General features: G+C 70.5%; 18 protein-coding genes. 13 read left to right on the forward strand and 5 right to left on the reverse strand.

The window, feature by feature from the left end; translation table 11 throughout:
- Positions 1–85: 85 nt before the first annotated feature.
- Both J4Z35_RS04710 and J4Z35_RS04715 read right to left on the reverse strand, forming a co-directional pair.
- Complete coding sequence (locus J4Z35_RS04710) at positions 86–1414, reverse strand: cation:proton antiporter (RefSeq protein WP_208065397.1); 1329 nt, start codon at positions 1412–1414, stop codon at positions 86–88.
- 238 nt (positions 1415–1652) lie between these two features.
- Positions 1653–2855 carry a hypothetical protein gene (locus tag J4Z35_RS04715; RefSeq protein ID WP_208065398.1) on the reverse strand — a complete coding sequence of 401 codons (1203 nt, stop codon included), beginning with the start codon at positions 2853–2855 and terminating at the stop codon, positions 1653–1655.
- Between the two features lie 258 nt (positions 2856–3113).
- On the opposite strand from J4Z35_RS04715, the gene cydD reads away from it, so the two are divergent.
- Positions 3114–4718 (forward strand): thiol reductant ABC exporter subunit CydD, encoded by a 1605-nt coding sequence (gene cydD / locus J4Z35_RS04720; protein WP_074039665.1) that lies wholly within the window; start codon positions 3114–3116, stop codon positions 4716–4718.
- Complete coding sequence (cydC, locus tag J4Z35_RS04725; RefSeq protein WP_083603800.1) at positions 4715–6526, forward strand: thiol reductant ABC exporter subunit CydC; 1812 nt, start codon at positions 4715–4717, stop codon at positions 6524–6526. The genes cydD and cydC overlap by 4 nt, the downstream gene beginning before the upstream one ends.
- Before the next feature lie 252 nt (positions 6527–6778).
- Here cydC and J4Z35_RS04730 read toward each other — a convergent pair whose 3' ends face one another.
- The gene (locus J4Z35_RS04730) at positions 6779–9532 is read right to left on the reverse strand and encodes a DivIVA domain-containing protein (RefSeq protein ID WP_074039663.1); all 2754 of its coding nucleotides are present in this window, start codon (positions 9530–9532) and stop codon (positions 6779–6781) included.
- Between the two features lie 321 nt (positions 9533–9853).
- Here J4Z35_RS04730 and J4Z35_RS04735 point away from each other — a divergent pair, with 321 nt between their 5' ends.
- Together J4Z35_RS04735 and J4Z35_RS04740 are read left to right on the forward strand one after the other, a co-directional pair.
- Positions 9854–10486, forward strand: a complete 633-nt coding sequence (locus J4Z35_RS04735; protein ID WP_074039661.1) for a TetR/AcrR family transcriptional regulator — start codon at positions 9854–9856, stop codon at positions 10484–10486.
- Positions 10487–10648: 162 nt separating this feature from the next.
- Entirely contained in the window at positions 10649–13252 is a 2604-nt protein-coding gene (locus J4Z35_RS04740; RefSeq protein ID WP_074045922.1) for an MMPL family transporter, read from the forward strand.
- A gap of 154 nt (positions 13253–13406) precedes the next feature.
- On the opposite strand, the gene J4Z35_RS04745 is transcribed toward J4Z35_RS04740, so the two are convergent.
- Entirely contained in the window at positions 13407–13901 is a 495-nt protein-coding gene (locus J4Z35_RS04745; protein WP_074045921.1) for a hypothetical protein, read from the reverse strand.
- Here J4Z35_RS04745 and J4Z35_RS04750 point away from each other — a divergent pair.
- From J4Z35_RS04750 to J4Z35_RS04765, 4 genes are all read left to right on the forward strand, one after another.
- The gene (locus tag J4Z35_RS04750) at positions 13891–14220 is read left to right on the forward strand and encodes a hypothetical protein (protein WP_208065399.1); all 330 of its coding nucleotides are present in this window, start codon (positions 13891–13893) and stop codon (positions 14218–14220) included. The genes J4Z35_RS04745 and J4Z35_RS04750 overlap by 11 nt on opposite strands.
- Positions 14221–14300: 80 nt before the next feature.
- Positions 14301–15338, forward strand: a complete 1038-nt coding sequence (gene bioB / locus J4Z35_RS04755) for a biotin synthase BioB (RefSeq protein ID WP_006947112.1) — start codon at positions 14301–14303, stop codon at positions 15336–15338.
- Positions 15339–15364: 26 nt separating this feature from the next.
- Positions 15365–15667, forward strand: a complete 303-nt coding sequence (locus J4Z35_RS04760; protein WP_136788592.1) for a hypothetical protein — start codon at positions 15365–15367, stop codon at positions 15665–15667.
- Between the two features lie 277 nt (positions 15668–15944).
- Positions 15945–17192: a M1 family aminopeptidase gene (locus J4Z35_RS04765; protein WP_074039658.1), complete on the forward strand. Its 1248-nt coding sequence runs from the start codon at positions 15945–15947 to the stop codon at positions 17190–17192.
- A gap of 6 nt (positions 17193–17198) precedes the next feature.
- Here the strand turns inward: J4Z35_RS04765 and J4Z35_RS04770 are convergent, their stop codons facing one another.
- A complete protein-coding gene (locus J4Z35_RS04770) occupies positions 17199–17609 on the reverse strand; it encodes a hypothetical protein (RefSeq protein ID WP_074039656.1) in 411 nt (136 codons plus the stop codon).
- Between the two features lie 147 nt (positions 17610–17756).
- On the opposite strand from J4Z35_RS04770, the gene J4Z35_RS04775 reads away from it, so the two are divergent.
- Genes J4Z35_RS04775 through galK form a run of 5 tightly spaced genes read left to right on the forward strand, consistent with a single transcriptional unit; the run spans position 17757 to position 23503 of the window.
- On the forward strand, positions 17757–19124 hold the full coding sequence (locus tag J4Z35_RS04775) for an adenosylmethionine--8-amino-7-oxononanoate transaminase (RefSeq protein ID WP_074039654.1): 1368 nt from the start codon (positions 17757–17759) through the stop codon (positions 19122–19124).
- Positions 19121–20455, forward strand: a complete 1335-nt coding sequence (locus tag J4Z35_RS04780) for an 8-amino-7-oxononanoate synthase (protein WP_235006068.1) — start codon at positions 19121–19123, stop codon at positions 20453–20455. Before J4Z35_RS04775 ends, J4Z35_RS04780 begins: the two co-directional genes overlap by 4 nt.
- Positions 20452–21174 (forward strand): dethiobiotin synthase, encoded by a 723-nt coding sequence (bioD, locus tag J4Z35_RS04785; protein WP_038566593.1) that lies wholly within the window; start codon positions 20452–20454, stop codon positions 21172–21174. Before J4Z35_RS04780 ends, bioD begins: the two co-directional genes overlap by 4 nt.
- Positions 21174–22301 carry a galactose-1-phosphate uridylyltransferase gene (galT, locus tag J4Z35_RS04790; protein WP_074039784.1) on the forward strand — a complete coding sequence of 376 codons (1128 nt, stop codon included), beginning with the start codon at positions 21174–21176 and terminating at the stop codon, positions 22299–22301. Before bioD ends, galT begins: the two co-directional genes overlap by 1 nt.
- Positions 22298–23503: a galactokinase gene (gene galK, locus J4Z35_RS04795; protein WP_074039652.1), complete on the forward strand. Its 1206-nt coding sequence runs from the start codon at positions 22298–22300 to the stop codon at positions 23501–23503. Before galT ends, galK begins: the two co-directional genes overlap by 4 nt.
- The last annotated feature ends 44 nt before the right edge of the window (positions 23504–23547 follow it).

Consider the following 23547-nt stretch of genomic DNA (forward strand, 5'->3'; position numbering starts at 1 on the left):
GAGGGGTGAAGAAACGCGCCCGCGTGTGCGGCCCTGCCAGCCCGGCGCCGGGGTGCAGCGCAGGCGCCCTCGGGGCGCAGGTGGATCAAGCGTCCGCGAGCGCCCGACGGTGGTTCGTGCGGTGACGTTCGAGCCAGTTCATCGCGGGCGTGACGGTGGAGCCGTGCACGACGACGCTGACGATGATGGCGAGGGCGATCGTCGACCACAGCCAGTCGCTGCCCGCGAAGTCGGCGTGCCCCGTCGCGTACGCGATGTAGAAGATCGAGCCGATGCCGCGCACGCCGTAGAACGACGTGATCCAGCGCTCCCCCGTCGTCAGGCCGACGGCCTTCGCCGTGTCGTCGCGCCGCCCGAGCAGGGACAGCCACGCCCCGCCGGGCCTGATGACGAGGATGAGGGCCGCGACGATGACGGCACTGCGCCAATCAGCGTGCGCGAGAACACCGTTCGTCGCCGCCGCGCCGAGCAGCAGGAGCATGACGAGGGTGAGGATCTGCTCGAGACGTTCGATGAACGCGTGCATGTCCGCGTAGTAACGGTGGCCGCGCTCGGCCTGACGCATCGCCATCGCCGTGACGAACACGGCGAGGAACCCGTACCCGCCGGCGAGCTCCGTCAGCCCGTACGAGCACATGATCGCCGCGAGCGCGGCGAGCGGCTCACCGGCGTCGGCGAGGCGATACTTCTTCGCCGGCAGCCGGAAGAACAGCTTGCCGAGCACCCACCCGACGACGAGGCCGACGGCCACGCCGAGCGCGACCTTGCCGACGAGTTCCCAACCGAGCCACTTCCACCCCCAGTGCGACGGCGAGCCCTCGCTCGCCCACAGGATCGCGGCGTAGACGAACGGAAACGCGAGACCGTCGTTGAGACCGGCCTCCGACGTCAGCGCGAACCGCACCTCGTCCGACTCGTCGATCTCGGTGTCCTGCGTCATCTCCTGCGTGGCCTCGGTCTGCGGCCCATCGACCTGGACGTCGGAGGCAAGCACCGGGTCCGTCGGGGCGAGCGCCGCGGCGAGCAGCAACGCCGTCGGCGCGGCCAGACCGAGCGTCCAGCCGAGCAGTGAGACGCCCACGATGCCGAGCGGCATCGCGATGGCGAGCAGACGCCACGTCGGCGCCCACGCGCGCCACGACGTCAGGCTGCGAACGCGCATCGGCCGATCGAGCGCGAGACCGACACCCATGAGCGCGACGAGCACCGTCGCCTCGGAGGCATGCAGGACGAACGTCTCGTGCTCCTGCGGCGAGAACGTGAACCCCTTCGGCATCGGCGCGAGGCCGACGAGCGCCCCGACGCCGAGCAGCACCATCGGCGTCGACAACGGGAAGCGCTCGACGGCGGTCGGGAGGAAGACCGCGAGCAGCAGCGCGAAGCCGAGCACGATCCAGACGAGGTCAATGGCCACGAGACGCCTTCGATTCAGTGGGAACTCAGGGGGAGGGATTCGCTCGCGACAGTAGGCGATGAGCGCACCCGCCGCACGTCGGCGTCCGAGCGCGCACCCCGTCGGCCCTGCGCTGCGCGTCGTGTCCAGCCCGCGTGGCACCTGGGATCCGCGCCGATTCGAAGGCCAGCCGGACGCACCACACCCCCACCGGGCGAGGGCCAGGGTGGGGCGTGGTCAGCGGTTCAGGACCGCGGCGTCACTGCTGAAGGCGACGGCGAGCGACGACGATGCCGCCGAGCGCACCCGCACCGACGAGACCCGCGACGCCGAGCGAAAGGGCGTTGGTGTCGTCACCCATGCGGTCGGTCTCGACCTTGGGGCCCGTGCCGGGCGTGGTCGCAGCCGTCGTCGACGTCGTCGTCGTCGGGACGGTCGTGTTGGTCGTCGGCGTCGTCGGAACCGGGGTGGTCGGGACCGGCGTCGTCGGAGCCGGCGTGGTCGGAGCAGGCGTGGTCGGGACCGGCGTCGTCGGGGTGGGGGTCGGCTCGGTCGGCTTCGGCGTCGGCGTCGTGGGCTCCGGGGTCGGGTCCGTCGGGGTCGGGTCCGTCGGCGTCGGGTCCGTCGGCGGGACGACGATCGTCACAGTCTTCGACACGATGCGCTGGCTCGTGCAGACATCGGCGCTCAGCGTCACCTCGTAGGTGCCCGGCTTCGGGAAGGTGACGACGACAGGATCGCCGCTCAGCATCACCGGGTCGAACTCGACCGAGCCGTGCTTCGTGCAGGTGGCACGCTTGATGCCACCCTTCGTGGCGCCGCCGGAGACCTCGGCACCTTCCGGGAACGACATCGTGTACACGAGCGGCACACCGTACTTGGCGTGCTTGTTGCGGCCGTACTTCATCTCGTGCTGCGTGCCGGTGACGGAGGGCACGAGGGTCGCGGTCAGGCCGTCCACGGTGTACTCGATGTGCGCGGCGGCGCTCACCTTCGGCGCGGGAGCCGGCTTGGCGATGTTGACCGTCGTCGTCTTCTCGACCGTCTGCAGGCCGCCCTCACCGCAGTAGTAGCCGGTGGCCGTGATCGTGTACGTGCCCGCCTTGCGGTAGGTGTGCGAGTAGCCCGAGGAGACCGAGTCACGGAACGGCGAGGTCGGGCCAGTCGTCTCGCAGGTGAGGCCGGGGCGACCGTCGTAGCCGTCGGGGTCGCTGTCGTCGCCGTAGTCGACGAAGAACGCCATCGCGCCGTAGCGGCTCATCGCCTTCCGGCCGTCGTTGGCGTAGTACTGGACGCCGCTGTCCTTGTAGGCGACGTCGACCGTCTTGCCCGTGACGGTCGCATCGAGAGTGATCGTCATCGACGGTTCCTGGGCGGCGTTGACGGCGGGCGCCACGATCGTCGCGGCGCCGAACAACGACGCGACGGCGACGGCCTTGGTGACACGAATCGAGCGGCTCATGGGTTCTCCTGAGAATCTGCTGGTCCTGGTTTCGTCCGCGCGCGCCGCCCGGGATCGATCGACGCAGGCGCAGAGTGCGCGAGCCTCCCGAACCGCACGCCGACAGGTGCTGGCAGCCATGAGAAGCCCTCCCGCGCTCACCCTACCCAGCACGGACACGCCGCAGTGAGTTGGGTCACAAGGTTCCCCGAGGGCTCTCTCGTACATCCCGTTTCGCCCGTTGCGAGGGCTGTCACCGTCGACTGCGAGAATGGGGCCATGCGTCCGTTCGACCCCCACCTGCTGCGCGCCGCGCCCGCCACCCGCCTCCCGGTCGCCGTGCTGGCCCTGCTGGGCGGCCTCGGCGGCATCGTGGCGATCGCACAGGCCGTGGCGGTGGCGCACCTCGTCGTCGCCGTCGTCGAGGGGCACGCGCTGCTGACGCCGGGCCTGTGGGTGCTGGCGCTGTTCGCAGCCCGCGGAATGCTCTCCGGCGCAACCGAACTCGCGGCAGCCCACGCGGGTGCACGCGTCTCCGGCGCACTGCGCGAAGCCGCGATGCGCCGCTGGATGACGCAGACGGCGGACGAACGCCCCGCACCGAGCGCGATGCTGACGATGGCGACGAAGGGTGCCGCCGCCGTCGAGCCGTACGTCGCGCGCTATCTGCCGGCGCTCGTCACCGCGGGCGTCGTGCCGGTGCTCGCCGTCGTCGCGATGCTGTGGGTCGACTGGCGCAGCGCGCTCATCGTCATCGTCACCCTGCCGTTGCTGCCGCTGTTCGCCGCGCTCATCGGCAAGTACACGCAGCGCGCCACGGCGGAACGCTGGGTCGAGACGACGATGCTCGCCGGTCACTTCGCCGACGTCGTTGCCGGGTTGCCGACGCTCGTCGCATACGGGCGCGGCAACCACCAGGTCGAGCAGGTGCGCAAGGTCGGCGATCGTCACCGCAGCGCGACGATGCGGACGCTCCGCATCGCGTTCCTCTCCTCCGCAGCCCTCGACCTGCTCGCGACGATCTCCGTCGCGATGGTCGCCGTCGCCGTCGGCCTGCGCCTCGCGAACGGCCACGTCTCCCTGCTGACCGGCCTCATGGCGATCCTCATCGCCCCGGAGGCCTACTGGCCGATCCGTCGCGTCGGGCAGGAGTTCCACGCGGCGGCCGACGGCGCCGAAGCCATCGACTCGCTGCTCGCCGACGAGCGTGAACGCCCCTGGCACGCCCCCGCACCCGAGACGTCGAGCGGCCTCGCGCGCGCCATGATGAGCGGCGTCACCTACACCTACCCGGGCCAGAGCGCGCCCGCGATCACGCACACGACGGGAGTCGTCCGCGACGGCCTCACGGCCCTCACCGGCCCGAGCGGCTCCGGCAAGTCGACACTGCTCGAGATCCTCGCCGGCGCGCGCAGGCCCGATTCGGGGCGCCTCGAGGTGCCCAGCACGCACCTCGTCAGCCAACGTGCGTTCATCGCGCCGATGTCGGTGCGTGCCAACCTCGAGCTCGGCAACGACGCGAGCGTCGACGAGATGCGCACCGCGATGGCGGCCACGGGGTTCGACGACGTCGTCCTGTCGATGCCCGACGGGGTGCGAACATCGCTGGGCGACAACGGTTTCGGCTTGTCAGCCGGGCAACGCGCGCGTCTCGTGCTGACGCGCGCCTGGCTCTCCGACGCGGCCATGGTGCTGCTCGACGAACCGACCGCCCACCTCGACCCGGCGAGCGCCGCCGACATCCGCTCGGCCATCGTCGCGCTGAGCAAGCGCAAGCCGGTCGTCGTCGTCACCCACGACGACGCCCTTGCCGCCGCAGCCGACCATCAGTGGCGCGTCTCTGCCCGCTCACCCCAGCGTTACGACCAGGAGGTGACGGCATGAGCAGCGTTGCCTCACGAGCCGATTCGAACAGTGCGTCACGCCAGGGCGTGACACATGCCGATGTGACACCCGACGATGTGGCACCCGCCGACGACGCGCGAGGCGGCTTCGCGCGCGAGCGCGGATCGCGCCCGGATCAGCGCTGCCCGCTGCTCGTGCCGGTGCGCGGCGTCATCATCGCGGGCCTCATCGGCGCTCTCGCGTTCGCCTGCGGCGTGGCGCTGACGGCGACATCCGGCTGGCTCATCGTGCGCGCGAGCCAGCGCCCCATCGTCCTCACGCTGCTGACGGCGATCGTCGCGGTGCGCACGTTCGGCATCGGACGCCCCGTCTTCCGGTACGTCGAGCGGCTCGTCTCGCACAACGCGGCGCTGGCCGACCTCACCGAGCGGCGCACGGCGGCCTACCGTCAGCTGCTGCCGCTCACGCCCGCCCGGTTGGGCACTCGCCGACGCGCCGATCTGCTCTCCGGTGTCGTGCGCGATCTCGACGACGAGGTCGACATCCAGGTGCGCGTCATCGTCCCCCTCATCACGACGGTCGGTGCTGCCGCGGTGGCGCTCGTCGCGACGTTCCTCATCCATCCGCCGGCCGGGTTCGTCATGCTCGGGTTCATCGTCGTCGCGGCGCTCGTCGGGTGGCTGGATCTCGCCCTCGAGCGGCACGGGCAGGCGGCGTCCCTCAAGGCGCGCGGCCAGGTCGATCGCGTCGCGCACCTCGTGAGCTCCGGCGCCACCGAACTCGCGGCGATCGGCGCGACGGACGCTCCGATGGCGTGGCTCGCGCACGCGCAGAAGAACGTCGAGAAGGCCGCGACGGCGCAGGCACGCGGCCGTGCCGCAGGTGTTGCGCTCACGCTCCTCGCGACGGGCGCCGCCACCCTGCTCATGGCGTGGACGCTCGACGGCGAGGTCAGGTCGGGCGCCATCGACGGGCCGTTCGCCGCGCTGCTGCTGCTGACGCCGCTGGCGCTCGGCGACGTCGTCGGGCTCATCCCGGACGCGGTCGGTTCGTTCGCGCGCTCGGCCGCGGCCCGGGATCGTCTGCAGGCGCTGCTGACGCAGGAACCCGCCGTCGCCGCCCGCGGCACGCACGGCGTCGCCGACGGCGCGCCGACGATCGAACTCGACGACGTCACCGCGTCGTGGACGGGCGCGCGCACCGACACCGGCCCGCACACGCTGACGATCGCGCCGGGCGAGCATCTCGCCATCACCGGCCCGAACGGGTGCGGCAAGTCGACGCTGCTCGCCGTCCTCGCCCGTCACCTCGACCCCAGCGGCGGCACCTGCCGCTGGGACGGCGTCGACGTGCGTGATCTCGACGCCGACGCCGTGCGCTCGCGCATCGCGTTCGTCGACGACGACCCGCACCTGTTCGCTGGGACGCTTGGCGCCAATCTGCTTCTCGCGCAGCCGGGTGCGAGTGACGACGAGGTGCGCGCGGCACTGCGTCGCGCCGGCCTCGGTGGGTGGCTCGACGAGCTCACCGACGGCCTCGACACCCATCTCGGCGAGTACCTCGTCGGCGCCGGTCGTGACGGCGCCGAGACGGCCGGCACGGCAACCGAGCGCTCCATCTCCGGCGGCGAACGCGCCCGCCTCGGCATCGCGCGTGCACTGCTGAGCGAACGCCCCGTGATCGCGCTCGACGAACCCGTCGCTCACCTCGACGGCCCGACCGCCGACGCCGTCATCCGCGACCTGCTCGAAGCCAGTGGCGGGCGCACCGTTGTCATGGTGAGCCACCACCCCGTCGCCTTCGACGCGCTCGACCGCGTCGTCGAGTTGGAGTTCGCGCGAGCCTGATCACCTCGGGCCGGTCGGCGTTCGATGCGTCGATGGACCAGGACGGCGAGCATCGCTGCCCCTGGGGCAAGAACGCACCGCCGGCGCGGGGTCGTCGGTGCGCCGAGCACCGTGGTCTCAGGGTGGCGACGCGCCGATGGGCAACGCCCAGCGAGTCAGGGAACGCCCATCGGTTCCTCAGCCCGTCACACGTTGCCCACCAGGATGGACGCGCCGGGGGCGGCGCGTCAGTGGCCTCGCCCAGCCCTTGAATCAGCCCCTGAAGATGCGACGCAGAATGCCCTTGCGGGACGTGTCGTCCCGCGCCGGCAACGGCTTGGGCGCCTCGATCGTCTCCGGCTGCTTCACGGCGTCGATCGGCTCGGCTGCGTCGATGGGCTCTGGACGTCCGACACTCCAGGCGTCGTCTTCATCATCACTCGACGGGGCCTGACCGCCGTTCGCGGCCCGCGTGTCGTCGGAGGCACGTTGCGGCGACGAACTGGCCGCTGCGTCACTGCCCGATCCGTCCACCTGGGGCGCGGGGACGCTGGAGGACGCGTCTGACGAGTCACCCACCGTCCGGGCCGTCTCGGCAGACTCTCCCTCTGCAGCGTGGCCTGCAGCCGCGAGGCGTTCGCGCTCGGCCGCGCGGCGGGCGAGTTCGGCGGCGACGGGCGCCGGGGCGCCCATCGCGTCGCGATCGTCGTGGGGCTCACGCACGCGAGCGACCTCCTCCTTGGCGGGTGCGACTCTGCGAAGCGCCGCAAATGCCGGCGCGGGCGCCTCGTCGTCTCCCCCGGCGGCTGCGTTACCTGTTACTGACGACTCGTCATCGGGCGCAGCAGTGTGGGCGTCGGACGCGGAGGTCTCGTCACGCGACTCGAACGCCTCACCCACGTGCGCCGACGCTTCGCGACGCGAGCCGGGCACCGCATCATGCGACGTGGGGGTCTCGTCGTGGCGTGCGCCGGCGTCGTCCACCTGAGCACGCGACGTGCCATCCGCCTCGGGCGACGGCAGGCGCGGCGTCATCGCGGTCGGACCGCTCGGCTGGGCGAAGGGATCGAAATCGTTTCCAGCGTGCGGGTCGAACGCGGCGACCGGCGCCTCGTCGGCAAACAGGTCGTCCGCGGCTACGTCGGAGGGATGAGACGCGACGGCCGGGTCACGCGACACGATCGGCTCGTCCCACGGCGACGACTCGGTCGTGGCACCGGTCTGCGTCGAAGCGGGAGTAGCGTCGGACGGCGTGCGGTCGAACGCACCCCCGTCCATGCCAGCGTGATCGAGGACGGAATCCGCGGCTGCGGGGTCGGCGGCCGAGCCGACGCGGGTCTCATCGAGGTGACGCGGTTCGCTCTGGTGCTCGGCAACCACGTCGCTGCGGGGCGCCGCCGGCTCGATCGGGGGGATCTCGGAGCCGGCGGGCTCGGCGAAGACCTCGGGCGTGGCGTAGGCGCTGAACTCGGGGTGGTAGTGCCCCTCCGCCTGGCGGTCAGCGTCGGACATCGCACGGCGAACATCGCCGCGGGGCAACGGAACCCGATGATCCGTCGCAGGGTAGGAGATGATCGATTCTTCGCTGACAGGCTCGTGTACGACGGGCACCTCACCTGCGCTCTGGGCCTCTGCGCCCTGCTCATCGACGTCGTTCGCGTCCGCGACCGACTCGGTGAACGCGTCGTCGGCAGCGCCGCCCGTCCACGACTGGCCCATCGAAGGACGGATGGTCGCCGCGCGCTGATCGCCCGACTCGGCCGATCGCTCGACGCGTTCGATCGGCACGCCTCGCGACGCCTCGTCGCTCCTGTCGTCGCCCTCGTCGGCCGACGCGACCGCGTCGCGGCCAGAATCGTCGTCAGCGCCCTCGTCGTCGATCAGCTCGTCGCCGGTAGCGGCGAGTCCGCCACCAACAGGGTGCACCTGCGCCGACGCATGCGACGCCTCGCGTCGGGCCTCGTCGCGCGCGTCGCCAGCTTCGTCGAGCGGCTCCCCACCGACGGGGTTGATGCCCTGCTGGACGGTCCTTTCGTCATCGACGGCGTGCCCGTCACCCTCGACGGCGTCATCGACGACGCGGCCGCCCGCACCTGCCTCGACGACGTGCTCGCCACTGGGGCCGCGCCGCTCTGAGTCGCCCGCGACATCTTCTGCATCGACCACACGCTGGGTGCGGTGATCGTCCTGAGCGCCCGCGTCATCATGCGCACCGAGGAATCCCTTCGCCGGGTCGCCCTCAGACTTGGCGTCGCCAGTCGCGAGCGCAGGCGCCTCGTGGTCAGCGTGCTCGTCGGCGTCATCCCACGATCCATCGGGACGCACCCGCGGCACGCGCACCCCGGGCTCGCCGAGCCTCTCGTGACGGGTCTCGTCGGTCGGCTCCTCGTCCCACGTGCCGTCGGGGCGAACCTGCGGCACGCGCACCCCGGGCTCGCCGAACGAGCCCCCACGCGAGTCGTCGACCTGGTCGTAGCCACGCTCGGGGGTGGGCTCCGCGCCACCACGCTGATTGTCGGCGCCAGAACGAACGCCGTCGGTCACCGCGGCGCTCTGCCACTCGTCGTCGGCCCTGGTGTCACTCTGAACCGCGCCGCGCGGCGCGCCTGACGCGACGGCGAGCGCCGCGGCGTCACGGACACCACCGTCGTCGCGCCGGGGGTCGGCGAGATCGTCGTCGCTCAACTCACTCGCGGGCTCCCACTCATCGTCGGCGTGGAGCGTCTCGCCGCCGTTCGAACCGGAGGTCTCGGCGGCGAACAGGCGCTGAGCGACGCGGTCGAGCAGGTCGTCGACGTCGTCCATGTCGTAGCCGCCGTTGACGTCGGCGGCTCGCTCGGGAAACTCCGCCTCCACGACCTCGTGGGACGTCACGGCGTCGGTGACGCTGCCGTGGCCCTGCTCGAGCGCCGTCAGCGTCGCGATGACACGGTCGAGGAAGTCGTCCACAGCCACCTCGTCGTATCTCGGCGTGCCGGCCGCGGCGCGGCGAAACTCGGCGTCGTGCACCTCGCGAGCGGTGATCATGGCCAATCCCCTTCGTCGTGACGTGCGCCGTCGAACGGCGCTGTTCTCGACCGAGCCTAGCCACCGGCGGCGCGTTCGCCCATGCACCGCGCCGAGTCGTTCGATGACGCCGGACGCGGCCGCCGCTGCAGCCCCTTCACCGTGACGACCGATGTCCGCCCCAGGCTCCCTGCCCTGACGTCCGCTGCCACGCCCCGTCGCGCCATCGCAGCGAGCAGCACCCGCCGTGAGGCAGGTCACCCCCGCCTTAGTTGCGCCTAGCGCGACGAAAGTGCAACATTGCACTGCTGAAGATTTCAGTGCAACAGTCGAAGGGGGCCCGTGCACACCACAGCCTGCACCCAGCCCGCGTCTCGCACGGCGCGCGCGATGCGGCGTCTCGTCGAGATCCAGGAGGCTGCCGCGACCCTCGTCATCGAACGGGGTTATGACGGTTTCACGATGGACGAATTGGCCGAACGCGTCGGCGTCAGCCGCCGCACCCTGTTCAATCACGTCCCGGACAAGGCCTCGGCCGTTCTCGGCCCGTTCGACGAGAACAACCCGCGCCCCGGGGCGCTCGAACTGTTCCTCGAGAAGCAGCCCCACGGCCGACTCGTCGACGATCTCGTCCACGCCATCGACACCGTCATCGCCTCCGCCGACGACCTGGACGCCACGAGCCCCGGACACCGCGCCCTCGTCAATCGGGCGATCATGTCCGACGCGAAGGTGATGCAACTCGTCGCCCACCGCTTCGAGGTCGTCGCCGCCATGCTGCGTGACGCCATCGCCCAGCGGGAGGGGTGGGAGCCGTCGGATCTGCGGGCCCGCGTCCTCGCCACGACGATGCTGAGCATGCTCAAGCTGACGCTGGAGGATTTCGCGGGCGGCCAGGATGCTCCGCCGATCGACTTCACGACCCGATTCCACGAGGTGCTCGCAGCCGCCGTCGAGGTGCACGAAGAGCACTGAGGCAGCGACGCCCGCCCTCTCAGACCCCCATCAGCCCTTGTCCGCGAGCCCGCCCGATCGGCCCACGTTCACCACCCGTCTCGCACCACCGTCTCATCACCACCGTCTCGACGCACTGCGTCGCGCATCCTTCGTCCACCCGCCACTCGCAAGGAGATCTTCGTGGCAAACATCCTCTACCGCCTCGGGCGGACGGCTTACAAGAAGTGGCCGTTCTTCCTCGTCGGCTGGCTCATCGCGATCCTCGCGGTCGGTGGTTTCGCCGCCGCCAAGAGCAAGCCGATGTCCAGCGAGTTCACCATCCCCGGCATCCCGTCGCTCAAGGCGGCCGAGATGCAGAAGGAGCTCTTCCCCGACGCCAAGGCTGCCGACAAGCAGGTCAACGGCCAGATCGTCCTGAAGGCGCCGGCGGGTCACACGCTCTCCGAGCAGCCGTACAAGGGCCAGATCGACGCGCTCGTCAAGAAGTTGCAGAGCGCACCGCAGATGCCGAAGGGCGCTGAGGCGCAGACCATCGCGAACCCCGTCGTCGCCGCGCAGATGCAGAGCAAGCAGCTCGTCGCGCAGTCGATGAAGCAGGGCATGACGAAGGAGCAGGCCGAGGCGAACGCCCAGGCCCTGTCGCCGCTGTCGAAGGACGGGCGCATCGGCACGATCTCGTGGAACTTCGATGTCGAGAACGTCATGGACATCAAGCAGGACACGCAGAAGCAGATCCGTTCGGATGCCGCGGCCGAGGCGAAGAACGGTCTGACGATCGTCGCCGGCGGTCAGGGCATGCAGGAGATGATGCAGCCCGGCGGCACCTCGGAGCTCATCGGCATCGCCGTCGCGCTCGTCGTCCTCGTCATCACGTTCGGTTCGTTCGTCGCGGCGGGCATGCCGATCCTCAACGCCGTCATCGGGCTGCTGCTGGGCACGCTCGGCATCACGGGTGCGACGTACTTCTTCGACCTGCCGGAGACGACGACGGCGCTCGCGTCGATGATCGGTCTCGCCGTCGGCATCGACTACGCGCTGTTCATCCTGTCGCGTTACCGCAGCGAGCTGCGGCACGTCGACCGGACGAAGAACGACGAGCGTGCCCACGCGATGGGTCGTGCCCTCGGGACGGCCGGCTCGGCCGTCGTGTTCGCCGGTCTCACCGTCCTCATCGCGCTGTCCGCATTCTCGGTGCTCGGCATCGGCATGCTGACGGCGATGGGTCTCGGCGCCGCGGGCACCGTCTTCGTCGCCGTCATGGTCAGCCTGACGCTGCTGCCCGCTCTCATGGGCATGCTCAAGGGCAAGGCGTTCGGTGGGCGGGTGCGCAAGGACACGACCGCCGACGACTCCGACCACGACTTCGTCAACGGTTCGGTCCGACTCGGTCGCGGCATCCGCAAGGCTCCGTGGGCCGTCGCGCTCGGCGTCGTCGCCCTTCTGGGCGTGCTCGCGGCACCCGTGAGCAACCTGCACCTCGGCCTGCCCTCCGACGCCACGGCGGAGAAGAACACCGAGGCGCGTCAGAGCGCCGACCTGCTCGCCGAGGGCTTCGGCCCGGGCAAGAACGCCCCGATGATCGCCGTACTCGACGGACGTGACATCAAGGTCTCCGGCACGGACGCCGCGGCGCAGAAGGAACTCGCCGGCAAGCAGATGCAGGCGTACGGCAAGGTCGTGCAGTGGGCGTCGAAGGAGGACGACGTCGCCAACGCGCAGATCGTCCAGATGGCGAAGAAGGGTGACGGCGCCGTCGTCATGATCACGCCGAAGACGGGCCCCGCCGACAAGAAGACCGACGACCTGCTGACGCGCCTGCGCGACGGTCAGGCCGACATCGAGAAGTCGAGCAACGTCAAGGTCGGCATCACCGGCCAGACGGCGATCGCCGCAGACGTGTCGGAGAAGCTCAACGACGCGCTCGCGCCGTACCTCGCCATCGTCGTCGGGCTCGCGTTCGTCCTGCTCGTGCTCGTGTTCCGTTCGATCGTCGTGCCGCTGCTCGCGACGCTGGGCTTCCTCGCCTCGATCCTCGCGACGCTCGGCGTGACGGTGAAGCTCGTCCAGGACGGCACGTTCGGCTGGTTCGACCCGCAGCCCATCATGAGCTTCATGCCGACGCTGCTCATCGGCATCGTGTTCGGCCTCGCGATGGACTACCAGGTCTTCCTCACCACGCGCATGCGTGAGGCGTACGCCCACGGCATGGACGCACGCGACGCCGTCATCGACGGTTTCCGCCACTCGGGCCGCGTCGTCGTCGCCGCCGCGCTCATCATGATCTCGGTGTTCGCCGCGTTCGCCTCGCAGGACAACGCGCTCATCAAGACGATCGGTGTGTCGCTCGCGACGGCCGTCTTCCTCGACGCGTTCCTCGTGCGCATGATCCTCATCCCGGCCGTCATGCTCATGCTGGGCAAGCACGCCTGGTGGATCCCGAAGTGGCTCGACAAGATCATGCCCAACGTCGACGTCGAAGGTGAGAGCCTCAACCAGCACGGTGCGCGCCCCGGCTCGCCCGAGCACGCTGCGGAGCGCGCAGCCGCCGGCACGACCGATGGGGTCGCCGGTGCGGCTGCCGGCTCGGCCGCCTTGTCCGACGCTGCGGGGACGGAGACGGCGGGCACGGCGACGGACGCGGACGCCTCGGAGCACGCGGCCACGACGCCCGGTCTGCACGGCGCAACGCCTGCGAGCATCGTCGAGGAACTTTTCGCCGGTGAGAGCCACTCGACGCCGAAGCACCTCGCCCGCGACGACGAGGACCGCCCGCGTACGAGCTGAGCGTCAGACACCCGGCCGGCTGAGCGCTGACCGACGAAGCGGGCTCCGCGACCATCTGGTCTCAAAGCCCGCTTCGTCGTGTCAGGAGCTTTCGTCCGTGAGGTGCCTGGTCCGTTGGGCGCTGCGTCCGTCAGGGGTTTCGCCCGCCAGCGGTTCAGGCGCGCGGCAGGTCGACGCCCGTCGTCGCAGCCGCGAGCGCCCACACGGATGCGGCGAGGGTCGGGCCCTTGGCGCTGCGGTACACCGGCACCTCGGCGGCCTCTCCGGTCATGCCGGTGCGGCTCTTCGGGCCGTAGAACGCGCCGTTCCGGGCCGCCGGGTCGGTGGTGGCCATGAGTTCGGGGCCGGCGCCCTGGACGGCGTCCATGCTCGGCAGCACGTCGAGGTCCATGATGCGCATCATCATCGTCGTGCGTCCGGAACCGAGCGCGGCGGCGCCGGCGCTCTGCAGGTTGGTCTTCGTGTAGCCGGGGTGCGCGATGGTGGAAAGGAGCCTCCAGCCGCGCTCCTGCGACACGCGGGCGAGATGCAGGCCCATGAGCAGGTCGGCGAGCTTCGACTGGCCGTACGCGCGCCACGAGGAGTACTTCTTCTCCCACTCGACGTCGGCGAAGTTGATCGACGCCGCCTGCGCGGCGATGCTCGACATCGTCGTGACACGCGGCGCGCCCCTCCAGCAGCGTCGGCAGGAGCAGGGTCGTCAGGACGAACGGGCCGAGGAAGTTGCTGCCCCACTGCAGTTCGTGGCCGTCCTTCGTCAGCATGCGCTCCGGGGGCGTCATGACGCCGGCGTTGTTGACGAGGACGTCGAGCCCCTTGCCGTCGCTGCGGATCTCGTCGGCGAGGGCGTGGGCCGAAACGTCGAGGCGGCGCTTCGTCGCGTGGTGCAACCCCACCCGCTCGGGTGGGTATGCCCACGGCCGCCCGGGATGCGGGAGGCGCGGCGGGCCCGCGCGCCCTGCTCCTGACGGGGCAAGGCATTCAACACCTACTCGCCGGTTCAGGACCGGCGCCCAATTCTCGGTTAATGGTCGTTAACCTAGGCCGCATGACTATCACCGACGCACCGCTCACGCAGGCTCCCACGTCCGACGAGGACGTTCTGGCGCGCGCTCGCCGCATCGTGCTCGAGGAGGGCAAGCCGCTCGGCTACGACGACCTCGTCGAGGTGCTGCGCACAGGTGACGATCGCCTCGAGGAGCTGCTGCAGCTCGCCCATGAGGTGCGCCTGAAGTACAACGGTGACGAGGTCGAGGTCGAGGGCATCGTCTCCCTCAAGACGGGCGGCTGCCCCGAGGACTGCCACTTCTGCTCGCAGTCGGGGCAGTTCACGTCGCCGGTGCGTTCGGTGTGGCTCAACATTCCGCAGCTCGTGCGCGCCGCGAAGCAGACGCGCGAGACGGGCGCGTCGGAGTTCTGCATCGTCGCCGCCGTGCGCGGGCCGGACGCGAAGCTCATGGAGCAGATGCGCGAGGGCGTCAAGGCGATCCACGACGAGGTCGACATCCAGGTCGCCGCGTCTCTCGGCATGTTGACGCAGGAGCAGGTCGACGACCTGCGCGACATGGGTGTCCACCGCTACAACCACAACCTCGAGGCCGCGAAGTCGTACTTCCCCGACGTCGTCACGACGCACACGTACGAGGAGCGCTGGGAGACGTGCACGATGGTCAAGGCCAGCGGCATGGAACTGTGCTGCGGTGGTCTCGTCGGCATGGGTGAGACGCTCGAGCAGCGCGCCGAACTCGCGTCGCAGCTCGCCGAGCTCGAGCCGCACGAGGTGCCGCTCAACTTCCTCAACCCGCGCCCCGGCACGCCGTTCGGCGACATCGAGCCGATGGAGTCGAACGACGCGCTGCGCACGATCGCCGCGTTCCGTCTCGCACTGCCGCGCACGATCCTGCGCTACGCGGGCGGCCGCGAGCTGACGCTCGGTGACCTCGGCACGCGTGACGGGCTCATGGGCGGCATCAACGCCGTCATCGTCGGCAACTACCTGACGACGCTCGGGCGCGACCCGAAGGAAGACCTGTCGTTGCTCGGCGAGCTCAACATGCCGATCAAGGCCCTCAACGCGACACTCTGACGCGCCCTGCACGAGAGATGACGACGATGAGTGACGCGACGCTGCCGGGCCGCGACCAGGGTGCGGTCGTGGGGGGCCCGGCTGTGCGTGGGCGGGGTTCGCAGGTCGCGGCGGCGGGCAACTCGGGTGATGAGCCCGCGTTCTGCACGCGGTGCGGGTTGGCGCCCGAGGCGGCCGACCACGCGACGTGCGCTCGGTGGCTCGCCTCGGAAGAGCCGCCGCGCTTCTGCGCGCAGTGCGCGCGGCGCATGAAGGTGCAGATCATCCCGACGGGATGGTCGGCCGAGTGCTCGCGTCACGGCGCGATCAGTGGCGGCGCCGGCGTCTGACCGCGCGTGGCCGGCAGACGCGAGGTCGTGAGCGACGTCGGGGGTGACCCGAGTCACATCTGAACGTATCCTGAGGGTTCAGGCATCGACAGGGGTCGAGGCCAATGTCGCGAGGGGGAACGATGCCCGAATTGACCTGTTCACACGTCAGCCGCCGGAATGCGCTCCTGGGCGGTGCGGGCGCCGCGGCCCTGGGCTGTGTCGCCACTTCGACGACGTCAGCACTGGCGACACCACAGACCCCTCGTACCCGCGCTTCGGCGACAGCCGCTACCGCGTGCTGCACTACCAGATCGGTGACACGATCCTCACCGGCAGCTCGCCGCGGCTCTTCGGTTCGACGACGATGACGTGCGTCGCTGCGCGATCGATGACGAACCTCTTCGTCGACTTCCAGCACACACCGAACGTCGTGTCGATCAACGGCAAGGCCGTGCGATTCTCCAGGACGTCCAGCGTCGCCACGACGTACGGCGACCAGGGCGGGCATCGCCGATTCACCGTCAGCGGCTTCTCGCCGCCGGCGGGAGCGCGATTCACGCTCAAGGTCGGCTACAACGTCTCCGCCGACGCGAACCGCACCGCCTCGCTGTTGATCGCCGGGGCGTACTTCGTCGTCGCCGGCGAGCCGATCGCCGCCACGCACTGGTTCCCGTGCAACGACCGGCTCGACGTGAAATCGACCTACGGCGTCAGCATCTCGACCCAGCGGGCCAACCGGGTCATGCTGGCGAGGCCGACCTCACAGACGTTCTACACCTCGGGCCGCACCGCGATGACGAACATTCGCTTCGCTGTCGCCGAACCCAGCGCCACCTACCAACTCGGCCTCGCCGTCGGGCCGTTCAGCGTCACCTCGGGTACGTGGTCGATCGGCGGGCGTGACGTTCCCTACGGCGTGGCGGCACAGCCGGGGCTCACGAAATCGACCCTGCTCGATCACACCCCGCGGGCCTTGTCGTACTTCGCGGCGCGCTACGGCAGCTTCCCCTTCTCGCACGCAGGCGGGGTCTTGGTCAAAGATATTGGTGTGGGCGCTCAGGAGACCGTCGGCGGGCCGACCTACGACGCGTCCTGCAACACAGCCGCGTTCGTCGCCCACGAGAATGCGCACATGTGGTTCGGCAACAGCGTGACCGCGGCGAGTTGGGCGGACGTCGTGTTGATCCAGGAGGGCCTGGCGCAGCTCCTGGAATGGGACTATGTGCAGATGTTGCGTGCCACGTCAGGCACCTCCGCCGCGATGTGGGCTCCCCTACTGACGCCGCCCACGACCTGGCGCGTGCCGACCCACATGAAGGTGGCGAAGCTGACGTATCAGTACGCGGGTGGCCTCATGCGGGAGCTGCGCCGTGAGATGGACGGCTCGATCGAGCAGGCGCGCGCACCGCGCTTCACGGCATTCCTGCGCACGTTGGCCACGGGCCACGCCCACTCGAGCATCACCCGCGCCCAATTCAAGGCCGAGGCGCAGAAGGCCGCGGGCAAGGATCTCAGCGGTTTCCTTCGTCGCTACGGCATCTGATCTGCGCTACTCGGGCCGCGCGGCATCCGTCGTCCCGACGGTGGGATCCACGACGGACGAAGACGCGGCGGCTCGTCGCGCCTTCGCCCAGCACACCCATGCGCCGAGGCACACCATGACGATGGCGACGAGGTGCACGATCACGGCGGCGATGTCGCTGAACGGCGCGACCAGGATGACGAGAACGGCGAGCACCCCCACGATGAGCGCGTAACGCATCATGAAGGGCGCGGCGGCGCGGTTGGCGTCGAGCAACGCCTCAGGGGTGCGTGCAACGCCGCGCGGGCGCAGCGCGAGCCTACCGCGGAAGGGCAGCGTGCCCGACGTGATCGAGCGTGCGAGCCACGCCGTCATTGCTGCGATGGCGGCGAGGACGCAGGCGCCGATCATGGCGGTCACCGCGAGATCCGTGATCATGGCCTCACAGTAGCGAGAACGGCCGACAACCGCGGAAGGACGCGGTTGTCGGCGCTCGATCCTAGGGTGAGACGCATCACGCCGCCCGTGCTCGAGGCCGCCTTCCGGACTCGCGGGTAACCGGGCGTGGGATGAGAGGATGCGGCCATGACCACGGACGTCGACGCGCTGCTCACCCTCGACGCCGCCCACGTGTGGCACCCCTACGCGAGTGCCACGGCAGGAGTACCGCCCCACGTCGTCGAGTCCGCCTCCGGCGTGCGGCTGCGTCTCGTCGAGGCCGACGGAACGCGCCGCGACGTCATCGACGCGATGAGCTCGTGGTGGTGCGCCGTGCACGGCTACGGCGTGCCGGAGCTCGATGCGGCTGCCACGGGGCAGCTACAGCGCATGTCGCACGTCATGTTCGGCGGTTTGACGCACGAACCCGCGATCCGACTCGCCGAGCGCCTCGTCGCGATGGCGCCGCACCCACAGCCGGAACGTGCGGCGTTGAACCGAGTGTTCCTCGCCGATTCGGGCTCCGTCAGCGTCGAGGTGGCAATGAAGATGGCGCTGCAGTGCTTCGCCGCCGACGACCGGCCACGGCGTCGCATCCTCACCGTCCGCGGCGGCTACCACGGCGACACGTTGCACCCGATGAGCGTCTGCGACCCCGACGGCGGTATGCACACGCTCTGGCGCGGCACGCTGCCCGAGCAGATCTTCGCGCCGCTGCCGCCCGCACCCGCGGACCCGTCTTCCGGCCTCGTCGCTGACGCGGGCGAGATGGCCGCGTGGAAGGACGAGACCGCGCGCTTGTTCGCCGAGCACGCCGACGACATCGCCGCCGTCATCCTCGAACCCCTGCTGCAGGGCGCCGGCGGCATGCGGATCCATGACCCGGAGTGCGTGCGATTCCTCGCCGAACTCGCCCGTGAGCACGGGGCGCTCGTCATCTTCGACGAGATCGCCACCGGTTTCGGACGCACCGGCACCCTCTGGGCGGCCGAACGCGTCGGCGTCACACCCGACATCATGTGCGTCGGCAAGGCGTTGACCGGTGGGTACCTGACCCTCGCCGCAACGCTGTGCAGCGACGAGGTGGGCCAGCGCATCAGCGATCGCACGGGCGCTGTCATGCACGGCCCGACATTCATGGGTAACCCCCTCGCGTGCGCCGTCGCACTTGCGAGCCTCGACCTGCTCGACGCCGAACGCCTCACGCGCGCAGCACAGTTCGAGGGCGCCCTCGAGGCCGGGCTCGGCCCGCTGCGCAGCATCGCGGGTGTGAAGGACGTTCGCGTCATCGGTGCGGTCGGCGTCGTCGAGTTGGAGGGCGACGTCGACATGACGCGCGCTACTGAGGCGGCACTGGCCGAAGGCGTCTGGATCCGCCCGTTCCGGGGCCTCATCTACACGATGCCGCCGTACGTGTGCACCGACGATGATCTCGCGACGATCGTGCGCGGCGTCACGGCCGCAGTGCGGGCGAGCGTCGACGCCGGCTGCCGAGCTAGCGAGGAGTCGCGATGAGCAGGCCTGACGGAATGGAGCCCGAAGCCTCGACGGACGGCGCAGCCGTGCCACGCGGGGGCCTTGACGCCGGCGCCTCAGCCCCAGCGGATGCGACCGTCCGCGGCGGTCAGGTCGATCAGTACGCCGTCTTCCTGCGCGACGCCGCACAGCGCCGCGAAGAGGTGGGCCTCACCCGCACGGCCGTCGACGACCAGCTCGACGGCGTCAGCATCGACCTCGCCGGCAACGACTACCTCGCGCTGCGGCGACACCCTGACGTCATCGCCGCAGCCGTCGCCGCGCTCCAGGACGACGGTGCGGGCGCCGGTGCGAGCCGCCTCGTGACGGGCACGCATGCCTCGCATGTCACGCTCGAACGCGAACTCGCCACGCACCTGGGGCATGAGGCCGCACTCGTGTTCTCCACGGGCTACCACGCCAATCTCTCCCTCATGACGTCCCTCGGCACGGCTGACACGGTCATCATCAGCGACGCGCACAACCACGCGAGCCTCATCGACGGGATGAGGCTCGCGAAGGCGCGCGTCGCCGTCACTCCGCACCTCGACGTGGCCGCGGTCCGCGACGAGCTCGTCGAACGCACCGAGCCGCGCGCCGTCATCGTCGTCGAGTCGATCTTCTCGGTGCTCGGGGATGCTGCCCCGCTGCGCGAACTGCTCGACCTCGCGATCGAGCACGATGCGCTCCTGGTCGTCGACGAGGCACACGGCCTCGGAGTCATCGGCGAGCGGGGCGAAGGCCTTGTGCGGGCGCTCGCTCTGCTCGATCGCCCGGGCCGCGAGCGCATCATCACGACCGTGACGTTGTCGAAATCCCTCGCCGCCCAGGGCGGCGCGGTCCTCGGCTCGGCCGCGCTGCGCGAGCATCTCGTCAACACGGCACGCCCGTTCATCTTCGACACCGGCCTGGCTCCCGCGTCAGCCGGAGCCGCGCTGGGTGCTCTGCGCCAGCTCGTCGCGCGACCCGAACTCGCCGCACGCACCCGCGAGGTCGCAGCACGACTGGCCGACATCGTCGGCGTCGAGGTGCCTGCGGGCGCCGTCCTCAGCGTTCCCATGCCGTCACCGCGCAGTGCCGTGTCCGCCGTCGACGCTGCCCGACGAGAGGGCCTGCGCATCGGCTGCTTCCGCCCACCGAGCACACCCGACGGCATCTCGCGCCTACGCCTGACGGCCAACGCCGGTATCACTGACGACGACCTCGCCGACGTCGAACGCATCCTGCACGGCGTGCTTCGCGCGACGTCGCACGAACGAGCCGGCAGCTCGGAGTCTCCGCGACCTGCTGCCGGCCCGCCCGTTTCCCCACCTCTCGAGGAGATCGCATGACCGCGCCCATCCTGCTCGTCACCGGCACCGACACCGAGGTCGGCAAGACGGTGACGACGGCCGCCATCGCCGCGGCTCTCATCGCACAGGGCATGCACGTGGCCGTCGTCAAACCCACGCAGACGGGTCTCGCGCCGGGCGAGGCCGGCGACGTCGACGAGGTGGCGCGTCTTGTCGGTGATCTGGGTGGCGACGACGCGGCCACGGGCTCGCTCACGACGCACGAGTTCGTCCGGCTGCCCGACCCGCTCGCCCCCGATTCCGCAGCTCGGCTGGCCCAGGTGACGCTGCCGACGGTCGCCGAGCACGCTCGTCGCGTCCTCGAGATCGCCGAGAGGGACGACGTCGACACCGTCATCGTCGAAGGTGCCGGGGGGCTGCTCGTGCACCTCGACGGCGAGGGCAACACCCTGGCCGACCTTGGAATCGCGTTGCGCGACGCCGGCGCTCGCGCCGGTTTCGTCCTCGTCGTCGCCTCGCGCCTGGGCACCCTCAACGTCACGGCGCTGACCGCCGAGGCCCTCGCTCGCCGCGAGCTCGACCTCATCGGGTACGTCGTCGGCAGCTACCCGAGCGAGCCCGATCTCGCCGAGCGCACCAACATCGACGACCTGCCCACCGCGGCCGGCGCCCAGCCCCTCGGCCGCATCCCGACCGGCGCGGCTAGCCTGGAGCCTGCCGAATTCCGCACGCACGCAACAGAATGGGTGCATCTGTGATGTTCCGAACCGACGGCCGTCTCGCTGACGGCCGCACGATCCGCTGGTACGACCGCACCGCGGGCCGTGAGCCGAGCCCCGACACCCGCGACCTGCCGACGACGACCCCGATGTCGCAGATCCGTCGCGATCCCCTGACCGGCGAACGGATCGTGCTCGCCGCGCACCGGCAGAACCGCACGTTCATGCCGCCCGCCGACGAGTGCCCCCTGTGCCCCAGTCGCGACGGATACGCGAGCGAGGTGCCGTCCGACTCGTACGAGGTCGTCGTGTTCGACAACCGCTTCCCGGCACTGTCGGACGCGGTCGTCGACGTCCCGACCGAGGACGACCCGCTGTTCGCCTCGGCTCCCGCGCACGGCGCGTGCGAGGTGGTGTGCTTCAGCGAACGACACGACGCGTCGTTCAAGGATCTCGGCCTCGAGCAGGCGCGCCTCGTCGTCGACGCGTGGGCCGACCGCACGCGCGAGCTGTCCGCGCGCGACAGCGTCGAGTACGTCTATCCGTTCGAGAACCGCGGCGTCGAGATCGGGGTGACGCTGCCACACCCGCACGGGCAGATCTACGCGTTCGGGTTCGTGCCGCCACGCGCGGCGACGGAGTTGGCGCGCGCCCGCGCCCACCATGACGCGACGGGGCGCAACCTGTTCGGCGACGTCATCGCCCGCGAACTCGCCGACGGCGCCCGCATCGTCGCCGAGAACGACACCTGGGTGGCGTTCGTGCCGTTCGCGGCGCGCTGGCCCGTCGAGGTGCACCTGTATCCGCGGACGCAGGTGGCCGACCTTGCGGCCCTCGACGACGCCCAGCGCGACGGGCTCGCGGCGCTGTACCGCGACGTCCTCACCCGCTTCGATGCCCTCTACGACGCGCCGCTGCCGTACATCTCGGCGTGGCAGCAGGCGCCGGCCAAGGCCGATCACCCGGACCGCGAGCTCGCGTGGCTGCATGTCGAGCTGTTCTCTATTCGTCGCAGCGCCGACAAGCTGAAGTACCTCGCCGGCACCGAGTCGGGGCAGGGTGCGTTCAGCAACGACGTCTCCCCCGAAGCTGTCGCACAGCGCCTGCGTGAGGTGGCAGACGCGTTCGACGGCGGCTCAGGCCGCGAAGTGGGTGAGTCGTCATGACGACGCCGACCTCGACGCAGCGTCGCCTGCTCGACGACGCGAGCTCCCTGTTCGATCGCGAGTTCGGCTCGGACGCAGGCGAACCCGACGGTGCGTGGTGGGCGCCGGGCCGCGTCAACATCATCGGTGAGCACACCGATTACAACGGTGGTTACGTCCTACCCATCGCCCTGCCGACGGGTACGGTCGCCGTCGCACGTCGGCGCGACGACGATCTCGTGCGCCTCGCCTCTGAAGGCAAGCGTGTCGAGGTGCGTCTCGGCGAGGTGTCGCGGGAGGCGGGCCTCGGATGGGCATCCTACGCCGCCGGCGTGGGATGGGCCGCCCGTCGCGACGGCCTCGACGTGCCGGGGCTCGACATCGCGTTCGCGGCCGACGTACCGCGCGGCGCCGGGTTGTCGTCGTCGGCGTCCTTGAGTTGTGCGACGGCGTCGGCGTGGAACGACCTCGCCGGCTGGGGGCTCGACGGGTCGGGCATCGCCAGGCTCGGGCGCCTCGCCGAGAACGAGATCGCGGGAGCACCGACCGGAACGATGGATCAGCTCGCGTCCGTGCTCTGCGAAGCGGGGCACGCGCTGCGACTCGACACGCTGACGAACGAGACGATGCAGGTGCCGTTCGACCTCGCCGACGCGGGCCTCGCGCTGCTCGTCGTCAACTCGCACGCGCCGCACGAGCTCGTCGACGGTGCGTACGGCGAGCGCCGCCGCGCGTGTGAGGAGGCCGCCGACGCCCTGGGCATCGCCCGCGGGCTACTGTGCGCCGAGATCGACGGACGCGACGTCGACGCCGTCGATGCGCGCCTCGCCGGGCTGCCCGACGTGCCGCGCCGCCGCGCGCGCCACGTCATCACCGACTCCGCGCGGGTCCTCGCCGTCGACGCTCTCCTGACCGGTGGCGTGACGCGGGACAAAGCGCCTGACGTCGGGGCACTGCTCACGGCGTCACACGTCAGCATGCGCGACGATTTCGAGATCACCGTCCCGGCCGTCGACACGCTCGCCGCCGCACTCGTCGCCGGTGGCGCGTACGGCGCACGCATGACGGGCGGGGGTTTCGGCGGGTGCGTCATCGCGCTCGTCGACGTCGAAGGCGTCGATGATGCCGTCGCGGCCGCTCGACGCGCGGCGCGCGACGGCGGCTTCCCCGAGCCGGAGCCCTTCGTCGCGCTTGCGAGTGCGGGGGCGCATCGGCTCGTCTGAGCGACCTGGCCGCAGCGACTCGACGATCGGTGGTCCAGGCTGAT

The organism is Dermacoccus sp. NHGro5, from assembly GCF_017565385.1.
In the GTDB taxonomy this organism is placed as follows: Bacteria; Actinomycetota; Actinomycetes; order Actinomycetales; family Dermatophilaceae; genus Dermacoccus; species Dermacoccus nishinomiyaensis.